The 18,336-nt window shown below is 68.1% G+C and carries 16 protein-coding genes; 8 read left to right on the top strand and 8 right to left on the bottom strand.

Features of this window, described 5'->3' with window-relative positions; genetic code table 11:
* Positions 1 to 26: 26 nt before the first annotated feature.
* Positions 27 to 1,505: a replicative DNA helicase gene (dnaB, locus tag AC5L3C_RS18930; protein WP_125505365.1), complete on the bottom strand. Its 1,479-nt coding sequence runs from the start codon at positions 1,503 to 1,505 to the stop codon at positions 27 to 29.
* A 459-nt stretch (positions 1,506 to 1,964) separates the two neighbouring features.
* Here dnaB and AC5L3C_RS18925 point away from each other — a divergent pair, with 459 nt between their 5' ends.
* On the top strand, positions 1,965 to 3,302 hold the full coding sequence (locus tag AC5L3C_RS18925) for an MATE family efflux transporter (RefSeq protein WP_493650010.1): 1,338 nt from the start codon (positions 1,965 to 1,967) through the stop codon (positions 3,300 to 3,302).
* A 118-nt stretch (positions 3,303 to 3,420) separates the two neighbouring features.
* On the opposite strand, the gene rplI is transcribed toward AC5L3C_RS18925, so the two are convergent.
* The 4 genes from rplI to rpsF form a co-directional block, all read right to left on the bottom strand.
* Positions 3,421 to 3,867, bottom strand: a complete 447-nt coding sequence (gene rplI / locus AC5L3C_RS18920; protein WP_125505363.1) for a 50S ribosomal protein L9 — start codon at positions 3,865 to 3,867, stop codon at positions 3,421 to 3,423.
* Positions 3,868 to 3,885: 18 nt separating this feature from the next.
* Positions 3,886 to 4,122, bottom strand: coding sequence for a 30S ribosomal protein S18 (gene rpsR / locus AC5L3C_RS18915; protein WP_003949403.1), 237 nt, complete (start codon positions 4,120 to 4,122; stop codon positions 3,886 to 3,888).
* A gap of 42 nt (positions 4,123 to 4,164) precedes the next feature.
* A complete protein-coding gene (locus AC5L3C_RS18910; protein WP_493650009.1) occupies positions 4,165 to 4,746 on the bottom strand; it encodes a single-stranded DNA-binding protein in 582 nt (193 codons plus the stop codon).
* A gap of 76 nt (positions 4,747 to 4,822) precedes the next feature.
* The gene (gene rpsF / locus AC5L3C_RS18905) at positions 4,823 to 5,113 is read right to left on the bottom strand and encodes a 30S ribosomal protein S6 (protein ID WP_004985983.1); all 291 of its coding nucleotides are present in this window, start codon (positions 5,111 to 5,113) and stop codon (positions 4,823 to 4,825) included.
* A gap of 284 nt (positions 5,114 to 5,397) precedes the next feature.
* On the opposite strand from rpsF, the gene AC5L3C_RS18900 reads away from it, so the two are divergent.
* From AC5L3C_RS18900 to AC5L3C_RS18890, 3 genes are all read left to right on the top strand, one after another.
* A complete protein-coding gene (locus AC5L3C_RS18900; protein ID WP_125505361.1) occupies positions 5,398 to 5,709 on the top strand; it encodes a hypothetical protein in 312 nt (103 codons plus the stop codon).
* A gap of 169 nt (positions 5,710 to 5,878) precedes the next feature.
* Entirely contained in the window at positions 5,879 to 7,000 is a 1,122-nt protein-coding gene (gene femX, locus AC5L3C_RS18895; protein WP_125505360.1) for a peptidoglycan bridge formation glycyltransferase FemX, read from the top strand.
* A gap of 101 nt (positions 7,001 to 7,101) precedes the next feature.
* Positions 7,102 to 8,133, top strand: a complete 1,032-nt coding sequence (locus AC5L3C_RS18890) for an alanine racemase (protein ID WP_493650008.1) — start codon at positions 7,102 to 7,104, stop codon at positions 8,131 to 8,133.
* Between the two features lie 90 nt (positions 8,134 to 8,223).
* On the opposite strand, the gene AC5L3C_RS18885 is transcribed toward AC5L3C_RS18890, so the two are convergent.
* Positions 8,224 to 9,723 (bottom strand): glycosyltransferase family 87 protein, encoded by a 1,500-nt coding sequence (locus AC5L3C_RS18885; protein WP_493653929.1) that lies wholly within the window; start codon positions 9,721 to 9,723, stop codon positions 8,224 to 8,226.
* A gap of 100 nt (positions 9,724 to 9,823) precedes the next feature.
* Positions 9,824 to 12,460 carry a transglycosylase domain-containing protein gene (locus AC5L3C_RS18880; RefSeq protein WP_493650007.1) on the bottom strand — a complete coding sequence of 879 codons (2,637 nt, stop codon included), beginning with the start codon at positions 12,458 to 12,460 and terminating at the stop codon, positions 9,824 to 9,826.
* Between the two features lie 397 nt (positions 12,461 to 12,857).
* Here AC5L3C_RS18880 and AC5L3C_RS18875 point away from each other — a divergent pair, with 397 nt between their 5' ends.
* The 4 genes from AC5L3C_RS18875 (at position 12,858) to AC5L3C_RS18860 (ending at position 16,613) form a co-directional block, all read left to right on the top strand.
* Positions 12,858 to 13,541 (top strand): PadR family transcriptional regulator, encoded by a 684-nt coding sequence (locus AC5L3C_RS18875; RefSeq protein ID WP_493650006.1) that lies wholly within the window; start codon positions 12,858 to 12,860, stop codon positions 13,539 to 13,541.
* Positions 13,542 to 13,584: 43 nt separating this feature from the next.
* On the top strand, positions 13,585 to 14,667 hold the full coding sequence (locus AC5L3C_RS18870) for an inositol-3-phosphate synthase (protein ID WP_493650005.1): 1,083 nt from the start codon (positions 13,585 to 13,587) through the stop codon (positions 14,665 to 14,667).
* A gap of 77 nt (positions 14,668 to 14,744) precedes the next feature.
* The gene (locus tag AC5L3C_RS18865; RefSeq protein WP_493650004.1) at positions 14,745 to 16,007 is read left to right on the top strand and encodes an MFS transporter; all 1,263 of its coding nucleotides are present in this window, start codon (positions 14,745 to 14,747) and stop codon (positions 16,005 to 16,007) included.
* Positions 16,008 to 16,130: 123 nt separating this feature from the next.
* Entirely contained in the window at positions 16,131 to 16,613 is a 483-nt protein-coding gene (locus AC5L3C_RS18860; RefSeq protein ID WP_493650003.1) for an LppU/SCO3897 family protein, read from the top strand.
* A 95-nt stretch (positions 16,614 to 16,708) separates the two neighbouring features.
* Here AC5L3C_RS18860 and AC5L3C_RS18855 read toward each other — a convergent pair whose 3' ends face one another.
* A complete protein-coding gene (locus AC5L3C_RS18855; protein ID WP_493650002.1) occupies positions 16,709 to 18,172 on the bottom strand; it encodes a CCA tRNA nucleotidyltransferase in 1,464 nt (487 codons plus the stop codon).
* Between the last annotated feature and the right edge of the window lie 164 nt (positions 18,173 to 18,336).

Here is an 18,336-nt window from a genome sequence, read left to right as displayed (position 1 = left end):
TAGCCCCTCACCTACAGCGGTTCGCGTCAGGTCTGGGCCATGTCCACGAAGCGCGAGTAGTGGCCCTGGAAGGCGACCGTGATCGTCGCCGTCGGACCGTTGCGGTGCTTCGCCACGATCAGGTCGGCCTCCCCCGCACGCGGCGACTCCTTCTCGTAGGCGTCCTCGCGGTGCAGCAGGATGACCATGTCGGCGTCCTGCTCGATGGAACCGGACTCACGCAGGTCGGAGACCATCGGCTTCTTGTCGGTGCGCTGCTCAGGGCCGCGGTTGAGCTGGGAGAGCGCGATGACCGGGATCTCCAGCTCCTTGGCGAGCAGCTTGAGGTTGCGGGACATGTCCGAGACCTCCTGCTGGCGGCTCTCGGCCCGCTTGGAGCCGCCGGACTGCATCAGCTGGAGGTAGTCGATGACGACCAGCTTCAGATCGTTGCGCTGCTTCAGACGGCGGCACTTGGCGCGGATCTCCATCATCGACAGGTTCGGTGAGTCGTCGATGTACAGCGGTGCCGCGGAGACGTCCGGCATCCGGCGCGCCAGACGTGTCCAGTCCTCGTCGGTCATCGTGCCGGACCGCATGTGGTGCAGGGCGACGCGCGCCTCGGCGGAGAGCAGACGCATCGCGATCTCGTTGCGCCCCATCTCCAGCGAGAAGATCACGCTGGGCAGGTTGTTCTTGATGGACGCGGCCCGCGCGAAGTCCAGGGCGAGCGTCGACTTGCCCATCGCCGGACGCGCGGCGATGACGATCATCTGCCCCGGGTGGAGGCCGTTGGTGAGCGAGTCGAAATCGGTGAACCCGGTAGGCACGCCGGTCATCTCGCCGCTGCGCGACCCGATCGCCTCGATCTCGTCAAGGGCGCCCTCCATGATGTCGCCGAGGGGCAGATAGTCCTCGCTCGTGCGCTGTTCGGTGACGGCGTAGATCTCCGCCTGCGCGCGGTTGACGATCTCGTCGACGTCGTCGTCGGCCGCGTATCCCATCTGTGTGATGCGCGTACCGGCCTCCACCAGGCGCCGCAGCACGGCGCGCTCGTGGACGATCTCGGCGTAGTAGGCCGCGTTCGCCGCCGTGGGAACCGTCTGGACGAGGCTGTGGAGGTAGGAGGCTCCGCCGACCTTGTTGATCTCACCGCGCTTGGTCAGCTCCGCGGCGATCGTGATGGGGTCGGCGGGCTCGCCCTTGGCGTAGACGTCGAGGATGGCCGTGTAGACGGTCTCGTGGGCCGGCTTGTAGAAGTCGTGGCCCTTGAGGATCTCGACGACGTCGGCGATGGCGTCCTTGGACAGCAGCATTCCGCCGAGCACGGACTGCTCGGCGTCGAGGTCCTGGGGCGGCACCCGCTCGAACGCGGAGCCTGCGCCGTCCCATCCACCGCTCTCCCGTCCGCGGTCGTGCTGCTCGTCGCGGCCCCTGCCGTGGTCCTCACGACGGCGGGAGGCGGGTAGACGATCACTGGGACCGCTACCGGCCCACGGGTCGTCCAAGGGCTCGGAAATGCTCACCGAGCCACCTCCTCCCGTCCGCCGAGCGGACCTCGCCGTGCCCCTCTGTTCTACGGCACGGCACTGACAAATAAGAGGCCCAACTCCGTTTGTCGCGCGCCGGATTTGTGTCGTTTCTGAAACCGGCGGACGGAGCGGGCGCCGGACCACGGTAGGCCCGTCGGCAGCGTCAGCCAATCTGGTTATCCACAGGCCATGTGGACGACGGGCCCAATGCTGTGGAGAACTCCGGGAAACCTGTGCACGAGCCGGTGGACAGGCCTGTGAACAAGCTCGGCACGCCCTGCCGAGAGAGCCTGTGACCTGCGATGTTGCCGTCCACCGGCTGTGCAGAAGAAAAACTTGCCCAGCAGGATCAAGATCGGTGCGTGCGGTGTACGCACGCTCACACCCTCCGCCACAAAGTAAGACCCGAAGATGCTTTGCATCTCTTACCTGTGGACGATTAGATTGGCGCACATGACACAGGCCCCCGCGCGCCCCGGAGCCGCCCGACGCAAGCACGACCGAGAGATCGTCCTGCTGGCAGTCCCCGCCTTCGGCGCCCTCGTCGCCGAGCCGCTGTTCGTCATGGCCGACAGCGCCATCGTCGGCCACCTCGGAACGGCACAGCTCGCCGGCCTCGGAGTCGCCTCGGCGCTCCTGATGACGGCGGTCAGCGTCTTCGTCTTCCTGGCCTACGCCACCACGGCCGCCGTTGCCCGGCGGGTCGGCGCGGGCGACCTCCCGTCGGCCATCCGCCAGGGCATGGACGGCATCTGGCTGGCGCTGCTCCTCGGCGCCACCGTGATGGCCGTCGTGCTGCCCACGGCGCCCGGCCTCGTGAACCTCTTCGGCGCCTCCGACACGGCCGCCCCCTACGCCACCACGTATCTGCGGATCTCCGCGCTCGGCATACCCGCCATGCTCATCGTCCTCGCCGCGACCGGTGTCCTGCGCGGACTGCAGAACACCAGGACCCCGCTCTACGTCGCCATCGCCGGCTTCCTCGCCAACGCCGTGCTCAACGTCGCCCTGGTCTACGGCGCCGGTCTCGGCATCGCCGGTTCCGCCTGGGGCACCGTCATCGCGCAATGGGGCATGGCCGCGGTCTATCTGGCCGTGGTCCTGCGCGGAGCACGCAGGCACGGAGCCTCACTGCGGCCGGACGCCGCCGGGATCAGGGCCTCGGCCCAGGCGGGCGCCCCGCTGCTGGTACGCACCCTCTCCCTGCGGGCCATCCTGATGATCGCGACGGCCGTCGCCGCCCGCCTCGGCGACTCCGACATCGCGGCGCACCAGATCATCCTCTCGCTGTGGAGCCTGCTCGCCTTCGCGCTGGACGCGATCGCCATCGCCGGACAGGCCATCATCGGACGCTATCTGGGGGCCGGGGACGCCCAGGGAGCCCGCGAGGCCTGCCGCCGCATGGTCGAGTGGGGCGTCGCCGTCGGTGTCGTCCTCGGCGTCCTGGTGGTCCTCGCCCGGCCGGTGTTCCTTCCGCTGTTCACCAGCGACCCCACGGTGAAGGACGTGGCCCTGCCCGCCCTGGTGATCGTGGCGCTGTCCCAGCCGATCTGCGGCATCGTCTTCGTCCTGGACGGAGTCCTGATGGGTGCCGGAGACGGACCGTACCTGGCCTGGGCCATGCTGCTGACCCTCGCGGTGTTCACTCCCGCCGCCCTGCTCGTTCCCGCGCTCGGCGGCGGACTCACCGCGCTGTGGGCCACGATGACGCTCATGATGACCGTGCGCATGCTGACCCTGTGGGTGCGCACCCGCTCGGGTCGCTGGATCGTCACCGGCGCTGCGCGCTGACGGTTTCGGGTGTCGCGTGACCTGCACGTGAAGCGGACTGTTTCACGTGAAACATGACGATGGGGGCCACCTCCCGAAGGATGTGGCCCCCATGGTCACTGCTTCAGCACGCCGGCACTCAGGCGGCGACGACCTCGATGTTGACCTTGGCGTCCACCTCGGGGTGCAGACGCACGGACGTCTCGTGGGCGCCCAGCGTCTTGATCGGCGCACCCAGCTCGATGCGGCGCTTGTCGACCTCGGGGCCACCGGCGTCCTTGATCGCGGAAGCGATGTCGGCCGGGGTGACGGAGCCGAAGAGCCGACCGGCGTCGCCGGAGCGGACGGCCAGGCGGACCTTGACGCCCTCGAGCTGGGCCTTCACCTGGTTGGCCTGCTCGATGGTGTGGATCTCGTGGATCTTGCGAGCACGACGGATCTGCTCGACGTCCTTCTCGCCGCCCTTGGTCCAGCGGATCGCGAGCTTCCGCGGGATCAGGTAGTTGCGAGCGTAACCGTCCTTGACGTCGACGACGTCGCCCGCGGCGCCGAGGCCGGAGACCTCGTGGGTGAGGATGATCTTCATGAGTCGGTCACCCTTCCCTTATCGCGCGGTGGAGGTGTAGGGCAGCAGCGCCATCTCACGGCTGTTCTTCACGGCCGTGGCGACGTCACGCTGGTGCTGCGTGCAGTTGCCGGTCACGCGGCGGGCACGGATCTTGCCGCGGTCGGAAATGAACTTCCGCAGCATGTTCGTGTCCTTGTAGTCCACGTACGTGACCTTGTCCTTGCAGAATGCGCAGACCTTCTTCTTCGGCTTGCGCACAGGCGGCTTCGCCATGGTGTATCTCCTGTGTGATCAAGAAGTGTGGGTACGGCCCGCCTAGAAGGGGGGCTCGTCCGAGTAGCCGCCGCCGCTGCCGCCGGAGCCACCGCCCCAGCCGCCGCCACCGCCCTGCTGGCCACCGGCGCCACCGCCGGTCGCCCACGGGTCGTCGGCGGGAGCGCCGCCGCCCTGCTGGCCGCCGCCGGGACCGCCGCCCCAGCCGCCGCCCTGGCCGCCACCGCCACCGCCGCCGTAGCCACCCTGGCCACCGCGGCCGGTGGTCTTGGTGACCTTGGCCGTGGCATTGCGCAGGCTGGCGCCGACCTCGTCGACGTCCAGCTCGTAGACCGTGCGCTTGATGCCCTCACGGTCCTCGTAGGACCGCTGCTTCAGCCGGCCCTGCACGATCACGCGCATGCCTCGCTGGAGCGACTCGGCGACGTTCTCCGCCGCCTGGCGCCAGACGGAGCAGGTCAGGAACAGGCTCTCGCCGTCCTTCCACTCGTTCGTCTGACGGTCGAAGGTGCGGGGGGTCGACGCGACACGGAACTTCGCGACGGCCGCACCGGACGGGGTGAAGCGCAGCTCGGGGTCGTCGACAAGATTGCCGACGACCGTGATGACGGTCTCGCCTGCCATGGGGAACCTCTCGGCGGGTTTGCTGCTGGCTGCTTGTGCTGCTACTCGGATCCCGAGATCGGCTGAGCGGAAGGGCTCAGTGGGTCTCGGGACGGAGGACCTTGGTCCTGAGGACCGACTCGTTCAGGTTCATCTGGCGGTCGAGCTCCTTGACGACCGCAGGCTCGGCCTGCAGGTCGATGACCGAGTAGATGCCCTCGGGCTTCTTCTTGATCTCGTACGAGAGACGACGACGGCCCCAGGTGTCGACCTTCTCGACCTTTCCGCCGCCGTCACGGACGACAGAAAGGAAGTTCTCGATCAGCGGGGAGACAGCACGCTCCTCGAGATCGGGGTCGAGGATGACCATCACCTCGTAGTGACGCATGTGGAACCCACCTCCTTTGGACTCAGCGGCCACGGTCGTTCCGTGGCAGGAGGGTCGTGATGCGTTGCGCAACGATGCCTGTCAGTAAAACAGCCGCCACTGACAATCGAGGCCGGGTGGCGGCTCCAGGTCCTGCCTGGCTCTGTCCGGACAGACACCGGTGCGGACGGTACAGAGTACCCGCACAGCGGCGTGCGGTTGAAATCCGCCCGTGAGAACCCCCAATCTGTACACATCGGGTGTGTACGGCGCTACGATCCGCCGCCTTTCGCAGGAGGTGCCCCATGGCACAGGCAATGCGACCCAACACCGTCGGAGGCCTTTTCGCCACGGACGGCAAGCCCCACCCCGTCCAGGACACCCTGCTCGTGGTGACCCTGGTACTGGGCCTCACGTCCTTCGTCACGGCGATGTTCCACCATCTGCACCTGCTCAGCTCCTGGACCGGCCTGGTGGGAATCCTCACCGGCGCCTACGGCCAGTGGATCTCGGTGACGACGCGCGAGCGCTTCGGGCTGATCCTGGGACTCGGTGCGTCGGCGGTCGGGTTCTTCCTGGGCATGGCGCACGGCGGCCTCTTCGGCGGGATCACCTGACCGCCCCCGGACACCACTCCATCCGCACAGCGTCCTTCGCCCCGGCCGGCACCGGGCCGGGGCGAAGGTCCCGTGCGCCCAACCGGGGCGCACCCAAGGCGCAGTAGGCTTCGCGCGAGAGCCGGAGCCCCTGACCCATGGGGACACACCAGCCCGAGGAGCGCCCCGAATGAGCCTGACCCTGAGGACCATCAGTCGAGAGCAGCATCTGGCCTACATCCAGAGCCTGCCGTCGGCGAGTCACATGCAGGTCCCGGCCTGGGCTGACGTCAAGGCGGAGTGGCGCTCGGAGAACCTCGGCTGGTTCGACGACCGGACCGGCGAGATGGTCGGTGCGGGTCTCGTCCTCTACCGGCAGCTGCCCAAGATCAAGCGCTACCTCGCCTATCTGCCCGAGGGTCCGGTCATCAACTGGTACGCGCCGAACCTTCAGGAGTGGATCGAGCCGATGCTCGCGCACCTGAAGCAGCAGGGTGCCTTCTCCGTGAAGATGGGTCCGCCGGTGATCATCCGGCGCTGGGAGGCCGCGACCATCAAGAAGGGCATCCAGGACCAGGACGTGAAGCGTCTGCGCGACCTGGAGGCCGACTTCATCGAGCCCCGCGCCTTCGAGGTCGCCGACAAGCTGCGCCGCATGGGCTGGCAGCAGGGCGAGGACGGGGGCGCCGGCTTCGGTGACGTCCAGCCCCGCTACGTCTACCAGGTGCCGCTGGCCAACCGCTCCCTGGAAGAGGTCCACAAGAACTTCAACCAGCTCTGGCGCCGCAACATCAAGAAGGCGGAGAAGGCTGGCGTCGAGGTCGTCCAAGGCGGCTACAACGACCTGCCCGAGTGGCAGCGGCTCTACGAGATCACGGCCGTGCGCGACCACTTCCGGCCCCGCCCGCTGTCGTACTTCCAGCGCATGTGGACGGCCCTCAACACCGAGGACCCCAACCGCATGCGCCTGTACTTCGCCCGGCACAACGGCGTGAATCTGTCCGCGGCGACGATGCTGATCGTCGGCGGCCATGTCTGGTACTCCTACGGCGCCTCCGACAACATCGGCCGCGAGGTCCGGCCCTCGAACGCGATGCAGTGGAGGATGCTGCGCGACGCCTACGCGCTCGGCGCCACCGTCTACGACCTGCGCGGCATCTCGGACTCTCTGGACGAGACCGACCACCTCTTCGGCCTGATCCAGTTCAAGGTGGGTACCGGCGGTCAGGCCGCCGAGTACCTCGGCGAGTGGGACTTCCCGCTGAACAAGCTGCTCCACAAGGCACTCGACATCTACATGTCGCGCCGCTGAGCCGCTCTTCGTCACGGTCTTCGTCTTCGTAGCCCCGCGGGCTTCGTTGGCTCCCATACCTTTGATACACCGCAGCCACGAGAAAGGTTCCAGGTCCGGCCATGGCGCTCACGCTCTACGTCGACACCGCGCGCTGGCGGGCGCATCACAAGCACGTGCAGGAGCAGTTCCCGGGACTGGTCCCGGTCTGCAAGGGCAACGGCTACGGCTTCGGCCACGAGCGCCTCGCCGAGGAGGCCACCCGGCTGGGCTCCGACGTCCTCGCCGTCGGCACGACGTACGAGGCCGCACGGATCAAGGACTGGTTCGGCGGCGACCTGCTGGTGCTGACTCCCTACCGGCGCGGCGAGGAGCCGGTGCCGCTGCCCGACCGGGTCATCCGCTCGGTGTCGTCGGTGGACGGCGTGTACGGCCTGGTGGGTGCCCGGGTGGTCATCGAGGTGATGTCCTCGATGAAGCGGCACGGCATCAGCGAGCAGGACCTGCCCCAGCTGCACGCCGCGATAGAGAACGTCCGGCTGGAGGGCTTCGCCATCCATCTGCCACTGGACCGTACCGACGGCTCGGACGCCGTCGAGGAGGTCATCGGCTGGATGGACCGCCTGCGGGCGGCCCGCCTCCCGCTGCACACGATGTTCGTGAGCCACCTCAAGGCCGACGAACTCGCCCGGCTCCAGCAGCAGTTCCCGCAGACCCGCTTCCGTGCCCGGATCGGCACCCGGCTGTGGCTCGGCGACCACGAGGCCACCGAGTACCGCGGCGCGGTCCTGGACGTCACGCGCGTCACCAAGGGGGACCGGTTCGGCTACCGGCAGCAGAAGGCCGCCTCCGACGGCTACCTGGTGGTCGTGGCGGGCGGTACGTCGCACGGGGTGGGTCTGGAGGCCCCCAAGGCCCTGCACGGGGTCATGCCGCGCGCCAAGGGCGTCGCCCGCGCCGGCCTGGCCACGGTCAACCGCAACCTTTCCCCCTTCGTCTGGGGAGGCAAGCAGCGCTGGTTCGCCGAGCCGCCGCACATGCAGGTGTCGATCCTGTTCGTGCCGGCCGACGCACCGGAGCCGCAGGTCGGCGAGGAACTGGTGGCCCACCTCCGGCACACCACCACACAGTTCGACCGTCTCGTCGACCGCTGACACGACGGCGAAGGCCGGGCACGGGGCTCCCGTGCCCGGCCTTCGCCGTGTGAACCAGGCCCCTGGTGAGGGTAGTTCGCTCAGAGCGAACTACCCGGTGGCCCCCGACCTGCCCCACTCGACCCGAGGGCCCTCGAAGTGGGCCGCGTGCCGGGCGGGCCGGGCCGCGGGCCCGAACACGAAGACGTCCTCGGCCCCGTCGAGCACACCGCCCGAGGGGTCGTCGTCCCCGGACCGGCGCACGGGATCCCGCTCCGGCATCAGGATGTCGCGCACGACCATGACGCACAGGTAGAGCGTCCCCAGCAGATGAATGCCGATGGCCCAGTGGTAGCCGTCGGTGGGCAGACCTTTGTGGGCGTCGCCGCTGGTCGTGTAGGCGAGATACATCCAGATGCCCAGGAAGTACGCCACTTCGCAGGCCTGCCAGACGAGGAAGTCCCGCCACTTCGGCCGGGCCAGGGCGGCGAGCGGCACCAGCCACAGGACGTACTGCGGCGAGTAGACCTTGTTGGTGAGGATGAACGCCGCGACGATCAGAAAGGCGAGCTGGGCGAAGCGGGGACGGCGGGGAGCGGTGAGCGCGAGTGCCGCGACACCCGCACAGGACAACAGCATCAGCACGGTGGCGAGCGTGTTGACCGTGTCGGTGCTCACCGGGTCGTCCGAGTTCTGCGCCAGGATCAGCCAGAAGGACCCGAAGTCGACGCCCCGCTCCTGGCTGAACGTGTAGAACTTCGACCAGCCGTCGAAGGCGAACAGCATCACGGGCACGTTCACGACGAGCCACGCGACGGCCGCGCCCGCGAGGGCCGTGCCGTACTGCCGCCACCGGCCCGCGCGCCAGCACAGCACCAGGAGCGGTCCCAGCAGTAGTACGGGATAGAGCTTGGCGGCCGTCGCCAGGCCCAGGAGGACGCCGAAGGCGAGGGAACGCCCTCGCGACCACATCAGCATCGCGGCGGCCGTCAGAGCGACGGCCAGCAGGTCCCAGTTGATGGTCGCGGTCAGCGCGAAGGCCGGTGCCAGCGCGACCAGCAGACCGTCCCAGGGCCGCCGTGCGTGCGTGCGGGTCACACAGACGGCGATGACGGCCGCGCACACCATCAGCATCCCGGCATTGACCATCCAGTACCACTGCTCCTGGTCCTGGATGCTGCCGCTGCCGGGCGTGAGCCACGCGGCGACCTCCATGAAGACACCGGTCAGGACCGGGTACTCGAGGTACTGCATGTCCCCGGGGAGCTGGTCGAAGTAGGGCACCAGCCCGTCGGCGAAGCCGCGCCCCTGGTAGAGGTGGGGAATGTCCGAGTAGCAGGCGTGCGTGTACTGGGAGCTGGCGCCGAAGAACCAGGCGCCGTTGTAGCAGGGCGCCTTCTGCACGAGGCCGAGGGTGAACATGCCGATCGCCACCAGCGCGATCACCCGCACCGGTGTCCACCAGGACCTGCCGGTCACGGCACGCCGTCCGAGCGGGCCGCCGATCAGCTCGCTGCCGGCCGCGGCGATCCGGTCCTCCTCGGTCGGCGGCACCGGCTCCGGCTCGTGGACGCTCACTTGCGTCGATTCTCCACTGGGCATGCCGCACATCCTGCCGTACGAGGCCGGGGATACGCCGAGGGCCGCCGTACCCGAGGGGTACGGCGGCCCGTGTTTCACGTGAAACACCCAACCCGGGCGTCGGGCGGGATCAGCCGCCCGGGCCTCCGAGGAAGTTGCCTCCGTTGTCGTTGCCCCGGCTGTTTCCGGGATCCTCACTGTTCGTGGGATCCGGAGAGGAGGTCGAGCCTCCGTCCGTACCGCCGGGGCCCGTCCCGCCGGGTCCGGTGCCGCCCGGACCCTCCTCCTCGTCCTCGTCGTCGTCGTCGTTGCAACGGAAGTCGAAGGGCGCACAGGTTTCGCCCTGCGTGGGCGGCGGCGGCGCCGAGGTCTCGGGCTGAGTGGGCGGCGCCGTCGTCGGGGGCGCCGAGTCCTCGGTCTCCGTCTTGGTCGGCGTCGGGGAGGGCGCGCCGACCCCGTCGGCGATCTTGCCGATCTTCTCCGCCTTGGGGAATCCGGGGTCTTCCTTCCCCTTCAGCGCGGCCTTCATGTACTCCGTCCACACCTGCGTGGGGACGTCACCACCGTGGATGGAGTCCATACCCGCGGTGCCGTTCATGGAGAGCAGCTTGTGACTCTTGGGGTCCTCACGGAACATCGCGACCGAGGTCGAGAGCTGCTGGGTGTAGCCGACCCACCAGGCCGACTTGTTCTCGTCCGTCGTACCCGTCTTGCCGGCGGCCCTGCGTCCCAGCTCCTGCGCGCGGGTGCCGGTACCGTTCTCGATCACGTTCTCGAGGGTCTTGGTGACGTTGTTCGCCACGTTCTCGGGCATCGCCTGCTTGATCCGCGGCTTCTCGAAGCCGGGCAGCTCCGAACCCTTGTGCTTGACGGACTTCACCGAGTACGGGTCGGCCTGCTTGCCGGAAGCCGCGAACGTCGCGTAGCCATCGGCCATGCGGATCGCGCTGGGGGTGGAGGTACCCAGGGCGAACGACGCGTTCAGGCCGGCGAAGCTCTCCTTCAGGATTCCGGACCGCTGCGCGACGTCCGCCACGTGCTTCATGCCCACGTCCATGCCGAGCTGGACGAAGGGCGTGTTGACGGACTGCTCCATCGCCTTGTTGAGGGTGATGTAGCCCCACTTCCGGTCGCTCTCGTTCTCCTGGAAGAAGGGCGTGTTGTCCTTGTTGAGAACGAACGAGCCGTCCTGGTTCCTGATCTTCAGGTGGTCGTCGCCGTTGTACTTGCTCTGCGGTGAGACGCCTTCGCCGTCCGTCTTGTACGTACCGTGCTGCATCGCGGCGGCCAGCACGAACGGCTTCCACGTCGAACCGACGGGGACACCCGAGGTGTCCGCGTTGTTGTTGAAGTGGCCGTTCTCGAAGCCGGCACCACCGTAGAGGGCCACGATCGCCCCGTCGTTGGGCCGCACCGACGCCGCGCCGAACTGGACGTGCTCGTCCTGCTTGCGCTTCTTCGGGTCGATGTATTCCTTCTCGACCTTCTTGACCGCCTGGGCCAGCGCGTCGACCTTGTCCTTCTCGAAGGTCGTGTAGATCTGGTAACCGCCCTGGTCGAACTGCGCCTCCGTGATGTCGGTGTTCTTCAGGACGTACCGCTTCGCCGTGTCGACGAGGTAGCTGACCTGGCCGGTCATGCCCTTGGCGGCCTTGCGGCCCTGCGGCATGGGGTACTTCGCGGTCGCCTTCTGGTACTCGGCGTCGGAGAGGTGCCCGTCGTCGTGCATCTGCTCGAGGATCCAGCCCCAGCGCTCCTCGGAGCGCTCGCGGTTGGCCTGCGGCGTCGCGGTGCTGTCGAGGTTCTGGTTGCCCGCCGGGTCGTAGTACGTCGGGCCCTTGAGCACCGCGGCGAGGAAGGCGCACTCGCTCGCGTTGAGGTCGACCGCGTCCTTGCCGTAGTAGGTCTGGGCGGCGGCCTGGATGCCGTAGGCGCCACGGCCGTAGTACGAGGTGTTCAGGTAGCCCTGGAGGATGTCGTCCTTGGAGAGCTGCGTGCCCACCTTGATCGAGATGAACATCTCCTTGAACTTCCGGGAGAGCGTCTGCTCCTGGGTCAGGTAGGTGTTCTTCACGAACTGCTGGGTGATCGTCGAGCCGCCCTGGGTGTCACCACCGGTGGCCATGTTGGTGAGCGCCCGGGCGATACCCCTGGGGTCGATGCCCGAGTCGTCGTAGAAGCTCTTGTTCTCGGCCGAGATCACCGCCCACTGCATGGCTTCGGGGATGCGGTCGATCGTCACGTTCTGCCGGTTCTGGCCGGCTCCGGTGGCGACCATCTGATCACCGTTGGCCCAGTAGTAGACGTTGTTCTCGGACAACGCCATGGCCTTTCCCTCACTGGGAACGCTCACCATCGCGTACCCGATGCCCGCCACGGCGACCAGGCTGCCGAAGAAGGCGAGGAACAGGCCGGACACGAGCTTCCAGGACGGCACCCAGCGACGCCAGCCATCCCTGTCGAAGCGCGGATAGTCGATGATCCGCTTCTTTCCGGGAGGGGCCGCGCGTCCTCTTCCGCGGCCGGCCGCGGCGGACCCGGCTCGGCGGGCTGCTCCCCGCTGAGCCGCGCGCCGCGCCTCGGCGCGGCCCCCGTGTGTACGGTCACCACCCGAGCCGCGGGAACCCGCCCCATAGGCATCGGACGGAGATCCGGTGGCGCCTCGCGGTGCCGCGCGGCGGCCGGAGGACGAGCCGGACTGGCCGCGTCGGGCCGCGGCACGTCCGCCTCCCTGCGGCTGCGGCGGTTTGCGACGGTGCTCGCTCATCGAACGACTACTCCTCGGGCAGGCGCACCTTTGCGCGCCTGGAAACGGCGGCTGGTTTCCGGTCCCCCCGAAGTACGGATATGACGCTTTCCGCATTCACCCGTACTGCACCGGGGACGGGGACGCCCCCGGGCGTCACTTGGTTCCCGGTGGTGTGCATGGCGCACAGACTACGCACCGTCAAAACCCGCCGAGCACAGAAGTTCACCTCAAATGTGGCAACTTGCTCGCAACGAATCAGTGATGTGACCCCGCTCACTCTCTTCCCTCTTGTCCCTCCCGGGTGGCCGTTCTATCGTCGTGATGTATCGAGTCGATACATCAGCTCGACATAAGGACGGCGACGAGCCGTACAGGAAGACCGTCACGGCATGACCGCGGGAGAGGGGAGGCGACGATGAGCCGGCGTTCCGGGATCCTCGAGTTCGCCGTACTCGGCCTGCTCCGCGAATCTCCGATGCACGGCTATGAGCTGCGCAAACGACTCAATACGTCACTGGGTGTGTTCCGTGCGTTCAGCTACGGGACGCTTTACCCCTGCCTCAAGACGCTGGTCGCCAACGGCTGGTTGATCGAGGAGCCGGGGAACACCACCGAGGACGCCCTCGCCGCTCCCCTCACGGGGCGGCGCGCCAAGATCGTCTATCGGTTGACGGCGGAGGGTAAGGAGCACTTCGAGCAGCTGCTCTCCCAGACGGGGCCGGACGCGTACGAGGACGAGACCTTCGCCGCGCGGTTCGCCTTCTTCGGGCAGACGTCACGCGACGTACGCATGCGCGTGCTCGAAGGCCGCCGCAGCCGGCTGGAGGAGCGCCTCGAGAAGATGCGCGCCTCCCTGGCCCGGACCCGGGAGCGCCTCGACGACTACACCCTCGAGCTCCAGCGCCACGGGATGGAGTCCGTGGAGCGCGAAGTGCGCTGGCTGAACGAGCTCATCGAGAGCGAGCGGGCCGGGCGGGACCTGAAGGGGTCCGCCACCGGGGGACCCGCTCAGCAGGACACCACATCTGGAGCGCCGGGCGGCCTGCCCCGGGCGGGGGACGACCCCCGCCCGGATACGCCCGACGACACCGCCATGTGAGACCCGCTCAGGGCCTCACTCGTACACACAGGGAGCAACCGGAATGGGTTCGGTTCGCGTAGCCATCGTCGGCGTGGGCAACTGCGCCGCCTCGCTGGTACAGGGAGTCGAGTACTACAAGGACGCCGACGCGGCGTCCAAGGTGCCGGGCCTGATGCACGTCCAGTTCGGCGACTACCACGTCGGCGACGTCGAGTTCGTCGCCGCCTTCGACGTGGACGCCAAGAAGGTCGGCCTCGACCTCGCGGACGCCATCGGCGCCTCCGAGAACAACACCATCAAGATCTGCGACGTGCCCAGCACCGGTGTGACGGTCCAGCGCGGCCACACCCTCGACGGACTCGGTAAGTACTACCGCGAGACCATCGAGGAGGCCGCCGAGGAACCGGTCGACGTCGTCCAGGTCCTCAAGGACAAGCAGGTCGATGTCCTCGTCTGCTACCTGCCCGTCGGCTCCGAGGACGCGGCGAAGTTCTACGCCCAGTGCGCCATCGACGCCAAGGTCGCCTTCGTCAACGCCCTCCCGGTCTTCATCGCCGGCACCAAGGAGTGGGCGGACAAGTTCACCGAGGCGGGCGTCCCGATCGTCGGTGACGACATCAAGTCCCAGGTCGGCGCCACCATCACGCACCGCGTGATGGCGAAGCTGTTCGAGGACCGGGGTGTCATCCTGGACCGCACGATGCAGCTGAACGTCGGCGGCAACATGGACTTCAAGAACATGCTCGAGCGCGACCGCCTCGAGTCCAAGAAGATCTCCAAGACGCAGGCCGTCACCTCGCAGATCCCCGACCGGGAGCTCGGCGAGAAGAACGTCCACATCGGCCCGTCCGACTACGTCGCCTGGCTGGACGACCGCAAGTGGGCCTACGTCCGCCTCGAGGGCCGCGCCTTCGGTGACGTCCCGCTGAACCTGGAGTACAAGCTCGAGGTCTGGGACTCCCCGAACTCCGCCGGTGTCATCATCGACGCCCTGCGCGCCGCGAAGATCGCCAAGGACCGGGGCATCGGCGGCCCGATCCTGTCGGCGTCCTCGTACTTCATGAAGTCCCCGCCGGTGCAGTACTTCGACGACCAGGCCCGCGAGAACGTCGAGAAGTTCATCAAGGGCGAGGTCGAGCGCTGAGACCTCCCGCTGTGGGCAGTTGAGGGTCTCCGGGTCGTATGTCCCGGAGACCCTCGTCATATGTGAGGCTGTGCCCCATGGCCGTCGTCCGTGACCTGCGCGTTCTGCTGCGCTTCCAGGGCTTCCGGCGCCTGCTCGCCGTCCGGCTGCTCTCCCAGGGCGCCGACGGCGTCTTCCAGGTCGCGCTCGCCTCGTACGTGGTCTTCTCACCGGAGCGGCAGACCTCGGCCGCGGCGATCGCCTCCGCGATGGCGGTCCTGCTCCTGCCGTACTCCCTGGTCGGGCCCTTCGCCGGGATCCTGCTGGACCGCTGGCGCCGCCGCCAGGTCTTTCTCTACGGCAATCTGCTGCGCGCCCTGATGGCGGCCGTGACCGCGCTCCTCGTCCTCGGCCGGGTGCCGGACTGGCTCCTCTTCGTCTCCGCCCTGTGTGTCACCGGCGTCAACCGCTTCGTCCTCGCGGGGCTCTCCGCCGCGCTGCCGCGCGTGGTGGACGGCGAACGACTGGTCATCGCCAACTCCCTGTCCCCGACCGCGGGGACGCTCGCCGCGACTGCGGGCGGCGGCCTCGCCTTCGCCGTCCGTCTGGTCGTCGCCGACTCCGACGCGGCGGTGGTGCTCGTGGGCGCCGTGCTGTATCTGGTCGCGGCCCTGGCCTCGTTGCGGATCGCCAGGGAACTGCTCGGCCCCGAACCCGCGTTGCTGCGCCCCCGCCTCTCCACGGCACTCGCCGGGGCCGTCCGCGATCTGAGGGCGGGGCTGCGCCATCTCGCCGCACCCTCGCGCCGGGAGGCGGCCTGGGCGCTGACGGCGATGTCCCTGATGCGGTTCTGCTACGGCGCCATGCTCGTCCTGCTGCTGATGCTGTGCCGGTACGCGCTGACCTCGACCACCGACGACGGACTAGCCCTGCTGGGGCTGGCCTTGGGGGCCTCGGGCGCCGGATTCTTCGCGGCGGCCGTCCTGACGCCCTGGGCCGCCGGGCGGCTCGGTCCCGGCGGCTGGATGGTGGTGTGCGCCGCGTCGGCGGCGGTGCTGGTACCCGCGTTCGGACTGCCGTTCGCCACCGGTCCGCTCCTGGCCGGGGCCTTCGTCCTGGGACTGACCACTCAGGGCTCCAAGATCGCCACGGACACCATCGTCCAGGCCGTCATCGAGGACGGTTTCCGCGGCCGGATCTTCTCGCTGTACGACGTCCTGTTCAACGTGGCCTTCGTCGGCGCCGCCGCGGTGGCAGCGCTGATGCTTCCGCCGGACGGCCGGTCGGTCCCGCTGGTCGTAACGATCGCCGTTATCTACGCAGCAGTAGCTGTGACTTTGGGGCGTTTTGTGCGCCAGTAAGTGTCACATCAGCGCCACAGAGCCTTAGAGGGCTACGAAGTTGTCAGCGCGGGCCGGTAGCTTACGTGCATCTTATCGGCGCAGCTTTCGCGCCAGACATCTATGTTCTAGGGGGACTCCCAAGTGACCACTCCGCCGCCCCAGGGCAACCCGTTCGCACAGGGTCAGCAGCAGCCCTACGGCCAGCCCCAGGGCCAGGCCCCCTACCCGCCCCAGGCCGGCCAGCCGGGCTTCCCGCAGCCGGGTGCCCCCGTTCCGCCGCAGCAGGGTCGCAAGCTGAGCTTCAAGACGATCAAGAACATCGTCATCGTGCTGATCATCGCCGGCGTGGCGATCGGCGGCTACCTCGCCAGCCGGGACGACGCCAACACCGCCGCCGTCGGTGACTGCATGCACCGTGGCAACTCGGACAACAACAACCCGGACCTCGAGGTCGTCGACTGCAGCGACTCCAAGGCCCAGTACACGGTGCTGGCCAAGATAGAGGGCAACTTCTCCGGCATCACCGCTCAGAGCAAGTGCGAGGCGGAGGCCAAGGACTTCGAGTACGTGTACACCGAGACCAACGGCAGCGACAGCTTCCTGCTCTGCCTGAAGGACAAGTAGGACCGGACGTCGAAGGGCGGTGTTTCACGTGAAACACCGCCCTCGTCATCTCAGTAGGGTCATGTTTCACGTGAAACATGACCCCGTTTCGCGCTTCAGCCCTGCGCGGCCCACCATTCCTTGAGCGCCGCCACCGCTTCATCGTGCTCCATCGGACCGTTCTCCAGCCGGAGCTCCAGCATGTGCTTGTAGGCCCGGCCGACGGCGGGACCCGGCTTGATGCCGAGAATTTCCATGATCTCGTTGCCGTCGAGGTCCGGACGGATGGCGTCCAGCTCCTCCTGCTCCTGAAGCTGCGCGATCCGCTCCTCCAGCCCGTCGTAGGCCCGGGAGAGCGCGGCGGCCTTGCGCCGGTTGCGCGTGGTGCAGTCCGAGCGGGTCAGCTTGTGCAGCCGTTCGAGGAGCGGTCCGGCGTCGCGCACGTAGCGACGGACGGCGGAGTCCGTCCACTCTCCCGTGCCATAGCCGTGGAACCGCAGATGGAGCTCCACGAGACGCGATACGTCCTTCACCAGCTCATTGGAGTACTTCAGCGCCGTCAGGCGCTTCTTCGCCATCTTGGCCCCCACCACTTCATGGTGGTGGAAGGAGACACGGCCGTCCTTCTCGAAACGGCGCGTGCGGGGCTTGCCGATGTCGTGCAGCAGGGCGGCCAGCCGGAGAGTCAGGTCGGGACCGTCCTCCTCCAGTGCCATCGCCTGCTCCAGAACGATCAGCGTGTGCTCGTAGACGTCCTTGTGGCGGTGGTGCTCGTCCCGCTCCAGGTGCAAGGCCGGCAGTTCGGGCAGGACGTACTCGGCGATGCCGGTGTCCACGAGCAGGGACAGTCCCTTGCGGGGGTGCGCGGACAGGATCAGCTTGTTCAGCTCGTCCCGTACCCGCTCGGCGGACACGATCTCGATCCGTCCGGCCATCTCCTTCATCGCCGTGACGACCTCGGGTGCCACCTCGAAGTCGAGCTGGGCCGAGAACCGGGCGGCCCGCATCATCCGCAGCGGGTCGTCCGAGAACGACTCCTCGGGCGTGCCCGGAGTGCGCAGCAGACGCGCCGAGAGATCGCCGAGGCCGCCGTGCGGATCGATGAACCGCTTCTCCGGCAGGGCGACGGCCATCGCGTTCACCGTGAAATCACGGCGGACGAGATCCTCCTCGATGGAGTCGCCGTACGACACCTCCGGCTTGCGCGAGGTGCGGTCGTACGCCTCCGACCGGTACGTGGTCACCTCGATCTGGAAGCTCCGGTCGACGCCTCCCACACGCGCGTTCTTCTGCGCGCCCACCGTGCCGAAGGCGATCCCGACCTCCCACACGGCGTCCGCCCAGGGCCGCACGATCTTCAGCACGTCCTGCGGACGGGCGTCCGTGGTGAAGTCCAGGTCATTGCCGAGACGGCCGAGCAGCGCATCCCGCACCGACCCGCCGACCAGGGCGAGAGAGAACCCGGCCTCCTGAAAACGGCGGGCAAGGTCGTCGGCGACCGGGGCGACCCGGAGCAGCTCGTTCACGGCGCGGTCCTGCGCCTGGCTCAGGGCACTGGTTTCTTCTTTGGCGTTCGGCACAACAGAAGAGGGTACGTGTCCCGAACGGCCGGCAGCGCCTCCATTACGCGCACGCGGACACCCCCGGCGATACTCGGACAAGGCCCACGTCCCCCGATCTTGCGCGCCGGACCGCGGCACTTCCCCTCAGCGCGCATCGTTACCATGCGTGGACGCACATTCCG

The organism is Streptomyces speibonae, from assembly GCF_984686075.1.
The sequence above is the reverse complement of the archived record's forward strand: the minus strand, read 5'-3'. Positions and strand labels throughout refer to the sequence as shown.

Coding starts and splice junctions, on each gene's coding strand:
- AC5L3C_RS18925 (WP_493650010.1), top strand. CDS start 1,965: ATGACACAGGCCCCCGCGCGCCCCGGAGCCGCCCGACGCAAGCACGAC.
- rplI (WP_125505363.1), bottom strand. CDS start 3,867: ATGAAGATCATCCTCACCCACGAGGTCTCCGGCCTCGGCGCCGCGGGC.
- rpsR (WP_003949403.1), bottom strand. CDS start 4,122: ATGGCGAAGCCGCCTGTGCGCAAGCCGAAGAAGAAGGTCTGCGCATTC.
- AC5L3C_RS18910 (WP_493650009.1), bottom strand. CDS start 4,746: ATGGCAGGCGAGACCGTCATCACGGTCGTCGGCAATCTTGTCGACGAC.
- rpsF (WP_004985983.1), bottom strand. CDS start 5,113: ATGCGTCACTACGAGGTGATGGTCATCCTCGACCCCGATCTCGAGGAG.
- AC5L3C_RS18900 (WP_125505361.1), top strand. CDS start 5,398: ATGGCACAGGCAATGCGACCCAACACCGTCGGAGGCCTTTTCGCCACG.
- femX (WP_125505360.1), top strand. CDS start 5,879: ATGAGCCTGACCCTGAGGACCATCAGTCGAGAGCAGCATCTGGCCTAC.
- AC5L3C_RS18890 (WP_493650008.1), top strand. CDS start 7,102: ATGGCGCTCACGCTCTACGTCGACACCGCGCGCTGGCGGGCGCATCAC.
- AC5L3C_RS18885 (WP_493653929.1), bottom strand. CDS start 9,723: ATGTGCGGCATGCCCAGTGGAGAATCGACGCAAGTGAGCGTCCACGAG.
- AC5L3C_RS18880 (WP_493650007.1), bottom strand. CDS start 12,460: ATGAGCGAGCACCGTCGCAAACCGCCGCAGCCGCAGGGAGGCGGACGT.
- AC5L3C_RS18875 (WP_493650006.1), top strand. CDS start 12,858: ATGAGCCGGCGTTCCGGGATCCTCGAGTTCGCCGTACTCGGCCTGCTC.
- AC5L3C_RS18870 (WP_493650005.1), top strand. CDS start 13,585: ATGGGTTCGGTTCGCGTAGCCATCGTCGGCGTGGGCAACTGCGCCGCC.
- AC5L3C_RS18865 (WP_493650004.1), top strand. CDS start 14,745: ATGGCCGTCGTCCGTGACCTGCGCGTTCTGCTGCGCTTCCAGGGCTTC.